This window comes from Streptomyces sp. SD15 (genome assembly GCF_054462255.1).
Genome location: NZ_JBTLMO010000018.1, coordinates 75,363 through 89,123 on the forward strand (window position 1 = coordinate 75,363; position 13,761 = coordinate 89,123).

Below are 13,761 nucleotides of genomic sequence, written 5' to 3' on the forward strand. Positions count from 1 at the left end.
CTCTCGCACGGCACCCGACAACGCGGCCGCCGCGGCAGTCATCCAGGTAACAGGTCCGTGCACGGTGGGACATCAGTGTTCCCTCTTTGGCCCTACGCATGTAATTCAGCGACCCGTCCGGTGTGAGGAGACGTCGTAACAGTTCCCCACTGTCAGCTTTGGGTCTCGAGCCTGCGGGCCGCCACGTGCACATCACCACCCTTCAAACCGTCACCCCATGTCTACGGCTGCGCCGAAGGGTGATCCGGTCGTGTACCTGCACGGCACAACTCCCCGGCCCTGTTTGGCGGGAGTGTTCGGCAACGCAAGATTTTCGCGCACAGCACCCTCTTTTTCTGTTGGCTCGTCAGCTAGACCGGACACCGGCAGATGTTGTGACACGACCGCGTCTCGCCGGTCGGACCGCAGAGCGCCGCTGTCGTCCTGTTGAGCAGTGCCAACACCCGTGTGGCGGCCGGGCGTTCACCGCCCGTCGGTCATCTTGGCTGCACGGGCGGGGACCAGTCACGGAAGACGGCGGCCTGCCCTCGGCTGGTTCCCCCGAGAACGAGGAGGTCCCACATCGTCACGTCCTTGATCCAGAATTCTTCGCCGCTCTTGGTCCTGCGCAGCCCGGTGTAGCCGTCGGCGAAGCCGTGTTCGTGCACGGAGCGGACGAAGGCGTCTCGGTCGTCCTGGCGGTGGGATGAGGCAGACAGCCGGGACGGCATGTCGGTGAACTCTTCCCACGGGTAGCCGAAGCACTGCTGGGCTGTGCGGTTGGCGTAGAAGAATGTCGGGTCGGGGCCCGTGCCGTGGGCCAGCAGTCCAAAGGGCGCGTCGGTGTAGAGCCAGTGCGCCGCTTCGTGCAGCGATACCCAGCGCGGTGAGCACAAGGGGCGGCAGGTAAGGGCCAGATGACTGCTCAGCAGCAGTTCGGCGAAGGCAGCGCCGCCTGCAGCGGGAACGGTGTCCAAGAAGCTGTCGGCCATGGGGCTTACGCGTCCTCGTTGACCACCTGGTGAACAATTCAACCATGTGTGCGGTCGTGGCCTAAGGTGTGGCGCGGGCTGGCCGCTCAGCTCCGGAAAGCAACCGTGTGACGTCATGGAGCGGGCGGCGATCGGCACGGGCCCGGCCCGGTCATCACCTCATTCACCATGAGATGGAACGAGTATGCACACTCTGTCCCGTATAGGAGCCGTTGGCGCTCTGCTCGCCGGCCTGTCCCTTCCCGGGGTCGCGTACGCCACCCCGGGGGGTCCCGGCGTGACCGGCAAGGTCATCGCCCAGTACACCATCGGCGGGAACGACTACATTCTGCGGGAGGTCACCATTCCGCCGGGTCAGGCGACCGGCTGGCACTTTCACGACGGCACTCTGTATGCCCATGTCAAGCAGGGGATCCTCAGCCACTTCGATTCCACGTGCGCTGCCGACGGGGTGTACCCCCAGGGCAGTTTCCTGCAGGAGCCCTCCGGTGCCGACCGCGTGCACCTCGGCCAGAACCGCGGCGCCACGGACGTCGTGCTGGAGGTTCTCTACGTCCTGCCGCACGGCGCACCCTTCTCCCGCGACGCCCCCAACCCGGGCTGTGACTTCGAGTAGCCGTTCTTCGGGGCGGTGCCGGTGCGCTGCGCCCACGGCGCGTCGCTGATCAACACCGGCTCCCCCGGGCCCGGAGCGCCGCGGCCGCCGGATGCCTCGCGCTGCGAGCGAGGGCGTTCGTCGGCCGCGCCAGGCCCGTACGGGGCGCTGCATCCGCTGCGGGGTTGTCACACCTCCGGCGGCTGTTCGGTCAATGCGGGTGGTGGCTTGCGCGCCGCTCGCACAGGCCCTCGCAGCGAGGAAGGGAGCACGTATGGCCTCGGGATCCAGGGACCAACGACGCATCCGCGGGACAACTGCCCATGCTTTCCCCGGCCGGCCGGGCCGGCCTCAGGGCATCCGCATCTCCCTGCCCCAGCCGTCGCCCATGGCCGTCCGAAGGCCGCCGCCTGTGTGTCCCGTCCGGCGCTCGTGCACGCTCCCGCACCGCGGAGTGTCCTGATGCGGTGGCGCGCGGCTTGGTCGCGGTGTCGGTCGCAGGCCGTTCCCGGCAGAGAACGGCTGAGCCGCACGGTGCTCTTGTGCCCATTGGCACCCACTCCGGTTTCGTACGACTCCCGGCTTGAGCCGCAGAAAGACGCATGATGCCACGACGAGACCCTGACCAGCCCTCCGACCCGGCCGCCGCCAGTGTGTCTCTGGCAACCGAGGCCGCCCTGCTCGAGGCCCGTCTCCGCATGCTGCAGGAGGCAATTGACACTGTCGACGCACGCATCAAGGCAGTCTCCGACGCGCTGCACCTGCTGCAACGCGCACCCTCCGCCTCTGCCCAGGCCTCAGACAGTAAGAATCACCGCACATCAGCCGGCCGGCAGGATGCCGACGGTCTCACGGACGACGCGTGCCAGGAGAGGGCGGAAGGCTCCCTGCCCTGCTGGCCGTAAGGGGAAGTGCCGACCGGCAGCAGGACCCGGCCCGACGACAGCGGTGGGCGGCGTGGTTCGCCCACCGGTTTTGTCGGGTCTCGCTACCAGGACGGCGGGCAGAGAACCGTCGGTTGCTGACAGCGAGTGCCTACATACCCATTGCGTCTGCCGCGAACAGTGGCAATAATTGGTACGTTACTGATGAACACGTGCCGGACCATCCCCAGGATTCCCGGTGGATCGGCCGTTCCCGCCGCCTCCAGGGCAGCCTTCCGACACCACGGTGACCTGCCCTGTTTCGTGCTTCGCCATCAGTGAGGTCCGTCTCTTGCCGAAGCCATGGGGGTCCGTCTGGTGCATCTACATCCCGAATGGGCCACTGCATATGATGTCGGAGGGCACCCGTTCCCGCGTCCGGATCGAGCGGCACCGTAGGTGAGCCGGGGCGTGGCATGAAGGGTTGAGGATGAGAGGAACACATGGTCTCTGTAACCCGCACGGCGCATAACATTGAGATCACCGCCGAGGGCCTTCAAGAAGACCTGGCTCGTCTGCAGGTCCAGAAGCAGGCGCTGGAAAGGGAACTGGCTGCGGTCGTGGCGCATCTCGGCTCGGTGCAGCGGGCTCTCAGTGCCCTCGAGACCCTGATGCTCAACCCGGTCTCTGCGGCCTCGGCGGGCATGGCCGATGCTGCAACCGTGGAGCGGGGCCAGGCTGCGGCGCCCGTGGCACCGCAGACAGACAGTGCTTCTTCCGAGTCTGCGGACGTCCCAGCGAAGTCCGCGCTGCGGGCTCAGAAGCCGAAGAGCGGCGAGAACGCAGAACGTGCCGCCGCCGGCACCGACATGGACGGGCAGAAGAAATACGGCAAGCTCACCGAGCAGATCATGGAGTACTTCGCCGGCGTCGGCGATGTCGACGTGCGGGCCCGTGATGTTGCCGCGGCTCTCGGCCGTGACACCGACAGCGGAAGCATCAACGGAGTCCGCAGCACCCTCGACCGTCTTGTCGGTACCTCCCGTGTCCAGCGAAGCGGCCGGGGCCTCTACCGCGCCAGGCGTTCCTAGGCGTACCCCCTTGGCCGGCACAGCGTCGCGGTGCAACGGCGGGCGGTTTCCTCTGCCCCGGTGCAGCATGTGGGGCAGAGGAAGGTGAAGCACACCTTGTGCCCGCATGGCATCGAGGCATGGCTCGGTCGTTGCGCGAAAGCGGCGGGCAGCAGTCGCGTCCATGGGCTGCGCTGCAACCCGGCAAACCCTCGAGCTGGAGCCCCATGAACATCATCGCCCGCTGTCCTGCGCGCTTTCGCCAACTGGCGGCGCTGTGAGGACGGTGGCTCCCTTCGGCTCATGGCACTCCCCCATCAGCAGCCGAATCGCCACGGCAGGTCTGGCCGCCGGGCAGATCGCGGCACCCGCATACGTCGGCATGGTCGGCGACGAGGTCTGGTGGGTGCAACCGCGTCCCGAGGAAGACGGCCGTACAGCGCTCGTCCGCCGGCGCGCGGACGGTGTGACGCAGTCACTGCTGCCGGCCCCTTGGGATGTGCGCAGCCGGGTCATCGAGTACGGCGGCCGCCCCTGGACCGCCGCGCAAACCGGGGCAGGAACGCTTGTGGTCTTTGTCCACTGCGGGGACCAGCGGCTGTACGCCTTCCGGGTCGAGCGGGGTCTGCCCAGCGCTCCCCATCCGCTGACCCCCCTGTCGCCTGTAGGCACAGGCCTTCGCTGGGCCGAGCCGATGGTGGATCTCGAGCGGGGCGAAGTCCGCTGTGTGCTGGAGGAGTTCACCGGCAAGGGTGCCGGTGACGTCCGGCGGGTCCATGCCGCGGTGCCCCTGAACGGGGCGGCGGCCGCGGACCGCTCGGCCGTCCGGGAGCTGTCGCCCCCGGCACACCGCTTTGTCTCCCAGGCGCGGTTGTCGCCCGACGGACGCCGTGCCGTATGGCTTGGCTGGGATCACCCTTACATGCCCTGGGACGCGGCTGAACTGCGCATAGCCGAGGTGAGCGACGACGGGTTCCTGCGGCAGGTCCGGACGCTGGCGGGCGGGCCCGGCGATCCGGTGGCCCAGGCGGAGTGGTTGCCGGACGGCACTCTGGTCGCGGCCTGTGAAGGCACTGGGTGGTGGAACCTCTACGCGGTGGACCCGAACACTGGTGACAGACGGCCGCTGTACCGGGCCAGTGAGGAGTTCGCCGGTCTTCAGCGCTTGGGACTGCGGTGGTTCTGGCCGCTGTCCGATGGCCGCCTCGCCGTCCTGCACGGAGTGGGAGGGCAGCGGCTCGCCGTCCTGGACCCCGATCGCGGGGAACTCGTCGACGTACCGGGGCCGGCAAACGAATGGCTGCCCCATCTCGATGCCGCCGAGGAGCGGATCGTCGGCGTGGCCGCCGGACGTCACACCCCCTACGAGGTGGTGGAGGTGAACACGGCTTCGCTGGCAGTCCGGGTCGTGGGTCCTGAGCCCAGATTCACGGTGGGCGCCGAATACCTGCCGGCACCCGTGCCCCGTGCCTTCGCCGGCCCTGGAGGCCGAGCGGTCCATGCGCAGGTGCATTCCCCGCGCAACCCCGGCTTCACGGGCCCGCCGAACGAGGTGCCTCCGCTGGTGATCTGGGCGCACGGCGGTCCAGGTCTCAGAGCTCCCCTCGCGCTCAATCCGGAGATCGCGTACTTCACCTCCCGAGGCATCGCCGTGGCCGAAGTCAACTACGGGGGCACACCCGGATACGGACGCGCCTATCGTGAACGGCTGCGCGGGCAGTGGGGCGTGGTGGACGTCGAAGACTGCGCCGCCGTCGCGCAGGCCCTGATCGACGAAGGTACGGCGGCCGCCGGACGCGTGGCGATCCGCGGCGGCAGCGCCGGAGGGTTCACCGCGGCACTCTCGGTCGCGGCGGGCGATCTCTACGCCTGTGCCACCCTCTTCTATCCCGTGATGGATCTTCTCTCTCTCGCCGCAGGAGGGACCCACGACTTCGAGTCGCACTATCTGGACTCGCTCATCGGCCCGCAGCACCGCACGGACCTCTACCGTGACCGGTCCCCGATTCGTCACGCAGACCGCATCGGCGTGCCGCTGCTCCTTTTGCAGGGAACGCAGGACGTGGTCTGCCCGCCCTCTCAGGCCGAATCCTTCGTGCGTGCGCTTTCCCTGCAGCCGGGGCGGTATGAGTACCGCACCTTCGAAGGTGAGGGACACGGCTTCCGCCGGCAGTCGACCCTGATGGCGTGCCTGGAAGAGGAACTGCGGTTCTACGCCGGGGTGTTCGGCTTCGCGGTGTCCTAAAGTTCTGCCCCGCTGCGGTGGCCGCATGCGGGGCAATGGTCCCGGGCGCCACTCATCGGGGGATTGGCTGACGCCCGGGAACCGCACCTGCGGGCTCTAGTCGCAGGTGTTGCATTCCAGGCACTCTTCACGGGGGATGTGTAGCACAGCGCCCGGAACACTGTGATCAGCCTATCAAAGCTTTGCAGTTCCGGGCCTGGGCTGAAGACACTGTTCATGACGATGGAGGGGCGGCCGGCTGCCCCAGAACCCGGAGTTCTGCACCTGTATGGGATGGATTGCTTCGGGTTGAGGCGGGCGACGGGGACGGAGTTACGTGCGGGATGATCGTCTCGCCCGCGGGTCCCGTAACAGTGTTATGGCGAGTTTCACAATGTCTTGAGTGATCTGCGCGTCGTTTGATCTCCCGGTTCCCGCAGCATCGAGTCTGCTGTGACTCCCGCGGACTCGGCCCGTGCAGCGGGCCTTTCCGCGGGTGCGGGCCCTGGGGCGATTGCTGCTCCGCCAGGCCGGCCGTGTCACCATCGAAGGCGTCGATCTGCGGCAGACGCCGCGCTGCAGCGCCCAGGCACTGACTGCGGACCGGTGCCGGTGCCGGTGCCTGAGATCGTGTCCGCGGCCCGGCTCGGCAACCGCCTCGGCGCGGGGGCGAGGCTGACTGCGCCCATCGTTTTAGCAGGGGGATCCTCCACAGGCCGCTCTGTCACCGGCGAGCCGGGGAACAGACGTGCACCGAGCAGCACCAGGGGTTCAGCTCGACATCCCCATGATCACAGCGCCGCCGATCGTCGCGACGGTGATGAGGACCATCGCGGTCAGCGTTCCTCGAAGCCATCGCCCGAAGCGGATGTGGTGTTGCTCTTCCACCACGCTGATGCGGTCGGCAATGTGCTCAGTCACCATGTGGGCAACGTATCTCTGCTCTTCGAGATACCACCGCTCGATATCCGTCTTCTGTTCCTGGGTCAGCCCCAGCGCTCGTGCGGTGAAATCGGCTACGCGTCGATGTGCTGCTTGCAGATGAGCCTCCCGGTACAGGAATGTCTCGATGTCGGTCAGGCCGCGTGCGGCCTCCTCACTCGCGTCCATGGTGTGCTCCAGAGGGGAACAAGAAGCCCAGTTGCGGCGATGCCGGGTCCGGGCGGGTCGAATGCCGGGGATACGCAGCGAATCCCGGCGGACTGAGTTGCGCGGGGTCTGCCGGCGCAACGTCGCCTGCTCAAGCGAATTGCACACGGGGCTCGATCTGGCGGTGGAGCCGATCGAGCATGCTCCATCGTTTGATCAACGACCTGTCCTCTCTCACCGGGAGCTCCTCCGGTGAGCCGGCGGGTGCCCGCTCTCGTTGCCGTGGCGTTCCCGCCGGATTGGGCGGCTTGGAGCGCATGCGCCTGCACGTGCCTCAGTGTGCCCGCAGACAGCCGCATGAGCCTTTCCGGCATGCTCATGCGGCCTTATCGTCGCTCGCCCGGCTCTCGCCGGAGCGCTGCGGATTGCCGCTCGTGACGAACGCGTCCCGTGGGTGCTGAACGGAGGCGAGGGAGACGAGATCCCGGCTGAACAGGGCGGCGGTGAGCCAGACGGTGAGAACGCGGACCTTGCGCTCCCAGGTGGGCACGGCCAGGACGTGATAGCCCCGGTGCATCAGCCAGGCGGGAAGCCCCTTGATGACGATGCTCTTGTACTGGAAGATGCCGCGCCCCAGACCCAGCGTCGCCACCACTCCCAGACTGCTGTGGCGGTAGTTTCGGATTCTCCGCCCGTGCAGGCCGGCTGCGATGTTCTTTGCAAGGCGCTTGCCCTGCCGGACGGCGTGCTGGGCGTTCGGCACCGTGTGCGCGCCCGGTACGGGCGAAGCCAGGTCGGGAACGGCCGCATCGTCTCCGGCCGCCCACACATCCGGCACGGGCTCGCTGTCGGTGCCCACGCGAAGATCGGGGCGGACCACGAGCAGGCCCCGCTCGTCGATCGGCAGATCCGTGTGGTTGTGCACAACCGGGTTGGAGGCGTTGCCGGCGGTCCAGACGATCAGCCCCGAATCGAACTCCTCTCCGCTGGAAAGCACGACGTGCCCGTCTTCGACGGAGACGAGCTGCGTGTTCAGGTGGACGTGCGCGCCACGGCGTTCCAGGGAGCGCACCACCCAGGCGCCGGGCTTGTCGCCCACCTCGGGCAGGATGCGGCCCCGGGCCTCAACCAGGTGGAAGGACAGGTCGTCGAAGCTCAGTTCCGGATAGGACTTGAGCATCGCAGTCGCCAGCGACAGCAGTTCACCGAAGCCCTCGACGCCGGAGAACCCGCCGCCCACGAACGTGACGGTGAGCAGCTTTCGCCGCTCGGCGCCTGACGGCAGTGACGCTGCCTGGTCGAACGCGGTCATCAGCCGGTCGCGGATGGCCACCGCCTCCTCCACGTGCTTCAGGCCGATCGCCTGCTGCGCCAGGCCGGGTATGGGGAAAGTGCGGGTCACGGCGCCGGCGGTGACCACGAGAGTGTCGTAACGGAGTTCATAGTCGGCTCCGCTCACAGGCCTCACGGTGACCGTCCGGTCTGCATTGCTGATCTCGGTCACGCTCCCCGCGATCACCCGGGTTCCGCGCAGGTGCCGCCGCAACGACACGGCGGCGTGACGTGCCTCGACCGATCCAGCCGTCACCTCCGGCAGGAAGGGCTGATAGGTCATGTAAGGACGCGGGTCGACGACCGTGACCCGCGCCTCGCCCGCACGCAGCGTCTTCTCAAGGCCCCATGCGGTGTAGAAGCCCGCGTAGCCGCCACCGACAATCACAATCTCACGCATGATTCCCTCTGCTTGTAGTTCGACACCAGATAGACCGGGCGGGGCAGGCTGGTGTGACAGGCCATCACGACGTAGCCCCGCACGTGCGAGTGCCCGCTCAGCCCACGGATCATCCGCAATCGGGTGGCCGCCAGGAGCACACACGCTGAGCAGGTCGTGCGCCTCCTGAAGCGTCACCAGGGCCCGCCCTCGCCGGTGTGCTGCACGGGTAGGCAATGTCACCGGCCGTCGGCGGCTCACGGCGGGACAACCTGTGCAGCCCCGCGCGGCGAGAACACCGGTCAGGGCTGCACACGAAGGGGTGGTGGTGAAGGGCGGTCACCTACGCGGCGAAAGGCTCTGCAGGACTTCAGCCGAACGATCTTCCCTGCAGGCAATAGTTCTCCTGTGCCGGGACCTTGCCGAGGCGGTAGCTGTTGTCCATGGACGAGCGGTCTTCGTGTCCGAACGAGATGCCGAAGAACACAGAAACATTGATGACGCTCGCGAATCGACACGCTGTCACGCTGTGGCTCGTCGATCAGTCGGGCGTCTCGGCCGAGTCGGCCGACTCGGAGTCGTCAGTCGACGCGGACTGCTCGATTGCGTCAGTGGTCGCCGCCCAACTGGCCAGCAGGTTCAGCGCGTCCTGTGAAGGCGATGCGGGCTCGGCGGTGTAAGTGAGGAGGAACTGGCTGGGATCGGCGCCCAGCGGGAAGGTCTCGAACGGCAGGTCCAGGTCCCCGACGACCGGGTGGTGGAGGCGCTTCATGCCCGTGGTGTGGATCCGGACGTTGTGGGCGGCCCAGCGGCGTCGGAACTCCTCGCTGCGGGTGGACAGCTCCCCGATCAGGTCCGTCAGCCGCCGGTCGTAGGGATCGCGGCCGGCCTCGGCGCGCAGCATGGCGACCGTGTCGCCTGCGACCTCGTCCCAGTCACGGAAGAACTCAGCCGCATGCGCATGGAGGAAGACGAACCGGGCGTTGCTGGGTGGCCTCAAGGGGGCGGCGTAGAGCGGCGAGAACAGCGCGCGCCCGAGGGGGTTGGCGGCCAGGATGTCCAGGCGTCCGCTGAGTACGAACGCGGGCGTGCCGACCATCGAGTCGAGCACGCGCTGCACCGCGGGTCGGACGCGCTGCTGGGCCGGTCGGCGGCGCGGCGGACGGGTAGCGCCGGCGCCGCGCAGCAGGTCGAGCAGATGGGTTCGCTCTGCCTCGTCGAGCTGCAGCGCTTGCGCGATGCCGTCGATGACGCTCTCGGAGACGCCGGTGGCGTTCCCGCGTTCGAGCCGGGTGTAGTACTCGCTCGAGATGCCCGCGAGGAGGGCGACCTCCTCACGGCGCAGGCCGGAGACCCGCCGGCGGTCTCCGCCGTACAGGGGCAGTCCGGCCTGCTCGGGGGTGACCCTGGCCCGTCGTGTACCCAGGAATTCGCGGATCTCCGCGCGGAAATCGCCACGGATGTCGCGGTGGGCGCCGTAAGGGCCCTTTCTGCCTGTCATGTCCTCCACTCTACGAGCGCTGCCCTCTGGCTGGGGGTCCCTCTCAGTGACCCCCTCGTCAGGGCCTCCCATGCTCCCGCGCCAGCCGGTTCTGTAGGGGGTGTGCACCGCCGATGGCGGTGTGAACGGCCTGGATGCGGCGGCGCACTGCCTCCCGTCTCCAGCCCCTCCCCGCGGCGCCGTCGGCGCCGCGAACCCCCGAAACAAAAGGACGAACAATGCGTCGACGCACCAAGGCTGCCGTCGTATTCACGGTTCGGCATCCCGAACGACTCGGTGCGCGTCATCGCTCCGTTCGTCGGGGGCGCGTTCGGCAACTCGATGCGCGCCTGGCCGCACATCACCATCTCGGCCCTCGCCGCCCGCGAGACGGGCCGCCCGGTCAAGCTCATGCTGACCCGCAGGCAGCTGTACTTCGGGACCGGCTTCCGGCCTTCGTACAAGTACCAGGTGCGTCTGGGCAGCGACCGGAGCGGCCGGGTGACCGCCATGGTCCAGAACTTGAAGGCCGAGACCTCGACCTACGAGAACTTCACCGAGGGCGTCCAGCACGCCGGGCAGATGCTCTACAACACGCCCCACGTCCGCCAGGACTACCGGACCGTGCCGCTGGACGTGAACACACCGGTGTGGATGCGCGGCCCCGGCTTCGCCACCGCCGCCTTCGCCCTCGAGTCGGCGATGGACGAACTCGCCCACAAGCTGGGCATCGACCCGGTCGAGCTGCGCCTGCGCAACGAACCGGAGGAGGACCCGTCCAACGGGCTGCCGTTCTCCACCCGGCGGATGCGCGAGTGCCTGACCGTCGGCGCCCGCGAGTTCGGCTGGCACCGGCGCAGCCCCAAGCCCCGCTCCACCCGTGACGGCGACTGGCTGATCGGCACCGGCATGGCGGCCGGCACCTACGACGTCCTGCGCAGCCCCGCCCAGGCCCGAGTCAGGCTGGACGCCGACGGCACCGCCCTGGTCGAGGCCGCGACCAGCGACATGGGACCCGGCACCTACACCTCCCAGACCCAAGTCGCCGCCGATGCCCTCGGCCTGACGATGCGGAACGTGACCTTCCGGCTCGGCGACTCCACCATGCCGCCGACCCCGCCCCACGGCGGCTCGCAGACCATGGCCAACGTCGGTTCCGCCGTCCAGGACGGCTGTGACAAGTCCGCAAACAGGCGATCAAGCTGGCCGTCGAGGACGAGCGCTCGCCTCTGTACGGCGTCGACGCCGCCGTCATCGTTGTGCGTGCCGGACGGCTACATGTGAAGGACAACCCGGCGCGCGGGGAGACCTACCGACACCTCCTGGCCCGCAACAACCGCACCCACCTCGAAGTCCTCGGAACTTTCACCCCTGGCGAGTCCCGGTTCTCCATGTACACCTACAGCGCGACGTTCGCCGAGGTCGCCGTCGACGCCCGCCTGAGCCTCGTACGGGTGCGGCGCATGCTCGGCGTCTACGACGCGGGACGGATCATCAGCCCCAAGCTCGCCGACAGCCAGGCCCTCGGCGGGATGGTCGGCGGCATCGGCCAGGCCCTGCTGGAGCACACGGCCACCGACCACCGCGACGGCCGTAGCGTCAACGCCGACCTCGCCAACTACCTCGTCCCCGTCAACGCCGACATCCCCGACCTGCGGGGGATCTACCTCGACGGCGGCGAGGACCTGGAGGCCGACCCCATCGGTGTGAAGGGCCTCGGCGAGGTCGTCTACATCGGCGTGGCACCCGCCATCGCCAACGCGGTCTTCAACGCCACCGGACGCCGCGTACGCGAACTGCCCATCACCGTCGAAGCCCTGCTCTGAGGCACGCGGGCGCTCGCCCAGCCCGAGCTCTCAGGTGCTCGCCCGACCGTCCGACGGCCGACCGTGCCCGACCACCTATGCCGCCCTCACCGGAGAACCGCCCATGCTGAACATCGCGGACACGCTGTACGACTGGTGCCGCGAGGCCCGTCCCTTCGCCCTCGCCACCGTCATCCAGGTCAGCGGCAGCGCGCCCCTGCCACCCGGCACCGCCCTCGCCGTCGACGCCGACGGCGAGGTGGTCGGCAGCATCTCCGGCGGCTGCGTGGAGGGTGCCGTCTACGAACTGTGCCAGCAGGTACTGGCGGACAACGGCACCTCCGCACGAGCCCGGTTCGGCTACTCCGACGACGACGCCCTCGCCGTCGGCCTCACCTGCGGCGGCGAGATCGACGTCCTCGTACAGCGCGTAGAACCGACGGCCCAACCCCACCTCACCATGACCCTGGAAGATGCGGTGTCGGGACGGCCCACTGCAGTGGCCCAGATCGTCGACGGCCCCGAACACCTCCTCGGCCGCACCCTCTCCCTGCTCGGCGACGGCAACGCGTACGACGGAACCCTGGGCGGCGCACGAGAGGACCGGGCAGTGGCGGCCCAGGCCCGCGCACTGCTCAGGGCGGGGCGCACCGCCCGTATCGAGGTCGGCGGGGACGCCGACACCTGCCCCGAACGGCTCTCCGTCCTCGTCCACACCCACGCACCCCGCCCCCGCATGCTCATCTTCGGCGCCATCGACTTCGCCGCCGCCCTCAGCCAGACCGGCCACTTCCTCGGCTACTACGTCACCGTCTGCGACGCCCGCCCCGTCTTCGCCACTCCCACCCGCTTCCCCCACGCCGACGAGGTCGTTGTCGACTGGCCCCACCGCTACCTGGAACACACCGAAGTCGACGCACGCACCGCCATCTGCGTCCTCACCCACGACCCCAAATTCGACATCCCCCTGCTCCGTCTCGCCCTCAGCATGCCCGTCGGCTCCATCGGCGCCATGGGCTCCCGCCGCACCCACGACCACCGCGTGGACGCCCTGCGCGAGGCCGGCGTAACGGCCGACCGGCTCGCCCGCCTGCACTCCCCCATCGGCCTCGACCTCGGCGCCCACGCCCCCGAAGAAGCCGCCATCTCCATCACCGCCGAAATCATCGCCCACACCAACCACGGCACCGGGCAACTCCTGACCCGCAGCACCGGCCCCATCCACCACCCGGCCCCCGCCGCCGTCACATCGGCCACACGAACAGCCGTCCTGGTTCCGGCACGAAAGCGGTGTTGACGATGGGTCAGCGCAGCGGCAGAGGAGCCGCTGTGTGCCGCGCTCGCTGTGAACCGGGCACCCGCTCGCGAACTGGGCTCAGCGCCGACTGAAGTACGCCAGGCCGCCGCCGCCCGCTGGTGTGCTCTCGGCGGCGGCGACCCGGCCGGGTGCCCCGCCGCGGTGTCGGCGATGCTCTGCGCGAGGGCCCGGTACAGCGCGGTCACCGCGTCCCCGTCGGACTTCAGGACGCGACGTGCGGCTCCTCGGTGGTAACCCAGGTGACGTCCGAGGCGTCGACGCCGTAGTCCTCACGCAGGATGCCCCGCACCCACAGGCCGGCATCTGGCTGTAGGAGCGCACGCCGATCCACGTCCCGGCCAGCCACCTCGGGTCGAGCGCGGGGCCGTCCGGCAAGCGGGTGAGGAAGTGGTGGGTGCCGCCGATCATGACGACCGGGAGGAGGGTGACCGGCACGTCGGCCTCCCGCGCCTGGAAATAGGTGGCGCGGGCAATCTCGCAGACGTCGAACTCGAGGCTGCGGACCCTGCGGGGGAAGGCGGAGTACAGCGGCTCGGCCGTCGCGAACTGGCAGTCGGCCCCCTCGACCGGGGTGGCAGGACCCCATCAGCCCCGGGTTCTCGACGCTTCACCGAGGGCCCTTCCCCTCGGTGCGG

Annotated in this window: 9 protein-coding genes and 1 pseudogene; 5 read left to right on the forward strand and 5 right to left on the reverse strand. The window is 68.8% G+C overall.

The window, feature by feature from the left end; translation table 11 throughout:
- Positions 1 to 476 precede the first annotated feature (476 nt).
- The gene (locus tag ACX28W_RS19620; RefSeq protein ID WP_459000283.1) at positions 477 to 971 is read right to left on the reverse strand and encodes an MEKHLA domain-containing protein; all 495 of its coding nucleotides are present in this window, start codon (positions 969 to 971) and stop codon (positions 477 to 479) included.
- A gap of 184 nt (positions 972 to 1,155) precedes the next feature.
- Here ACX28W_RS19620 and ACX28W_RS19625 point away from each other — a divergent pair, with 184 nt between their 5' ends.
- From ACX28W_RS19625 to ACX28W_RS19635, 3 genes are all read left to right on the forward strand, one after another.
- Entirely contained in the window at positions 1,156 to 1,587 is a 432-nt protein-coding gene (locus ACX28W_RS19625) for a cupin domain-containing protein (RefSeq protein ID WP_459000284.1), read from the forward strand.
- Positions 1,588 to 2,932: 1,345 nt separating this feature from the next.
- Complete coding sequence (locus ACX28W_RS19630; protein WP_459000285.1) at positions 2,933 to 3,520, forward strand: hypothetical protein; 588 nt, start codon at positions 2,933 to 2,935, stop codon at positions 3,518 to 3,520.
- A gap of 256 nt (positions 3,521 to 3,776) precedes the next feature.
- Entirely contained in the window at positions 3,777 to 5,744 is a 1,968-nt protein-coding gene (locus ACX28W_RS19635) for a S9 family peptidase (protein WP_459000286.1), read from the forward strand.
- A 750-nt stretch (positions 5,745 to 6,494) separates the two neighbouring features.
- On the opposite strand, the gene ACX28W_RS19640 is transcribed toward ACX28W_RS19635, so the two are convergent.
- The 3 genes from ACX28W_RS19640 to ACX28W_RS19650 all read right to left on the reverse strand — a co-directional run bounded on the left by ACX28W_RS19640 (position 6,495) and on the right by ACX28W_RS19650 (position 10,024).
- The gene (locus ACX28W_RS19640) at positions 6,495 to 6,833 is read right to left on the reverse strand and encodes a hypothetical protein (RefSeq protein ID WP_459000287.1); all 339 of its coding nucleotides are present in this window, start codon (positions 6,831 to 6,833) and stop codon (positions 6,495 to 6,497) included.
- 355 nt (positions 6,834 to 7,188) lie between these two features.
- Positions 7,189 to 8,544, reverse strand: a complete 1,356-nt coding sequence (locus ACX28W_RS19645) for an NAD(P)/FAD-dependent oxidoreductase (protein WP_459000360.1) — start codon at positions 8,542 to 8,544, stop codon at positions 7,189 to 7,191.
- A 520-nt stretch (positions 8,545 to 9,064) separates the two neighbouring features.
- A complete protein-coding gene (locus ACX28W_RS19650; protein ID WP_459000288.1) occupies positions 9,065 to 10,024 on the reverse strand; it encodes a helix-turn-helix domain-containing protein in 960 nt (319 codons plus the stop codon).
- 255 nt (positions 10,025 to 10,279) lie between these two features.
- Here ACX28W_RS19650 and ACX28W_RS19655 point away from each other — a divergent pair.
- Together ACX28W_RS19655 and ACX28W_RS19660 are read left to right on the forward strand one after the other, a co-directional pair.
- Positions 10,280 to 11,829: pseudogene (locus tag ACX28W_RS19655) on the forward strand (xanthine dehydrogenase family protein molybdopterin-binding subunit); the annotation flags it as partial.
- 103 nt (positions 11,830 to 11,932) lie between these two features.
- Positions 11,933 to 13,105 carry an XdhC family protein gene (locus tag ACX28W_RS19660; protein WP_459000289.1) on the forward strand — a complete coding sequence of 391 codons (1,173 nt, stop codon included), beginning with the start codon at positions 11,933 to 11,935 and terminating at the stop codon, positions 13,103 to 13,105.
- 223 nt (positions 13,106 to 13,328) lie between these two features.
- Here the strand turns inward: ACX28W_RS19660 and ACX28W_RS19665 are convergent, their stop codons facing one another.
- Entirely contained in the window at positions 13,329 to 13,457 is a 129-nt protein-coding gene (locus ACX28W_RS19665; RefSeq protein WP_459000290.1) for a hypothetical protein, read from the reverse strand.
- Positions 13,458 to 13,761: the final 304 nt, after the last annotated feature.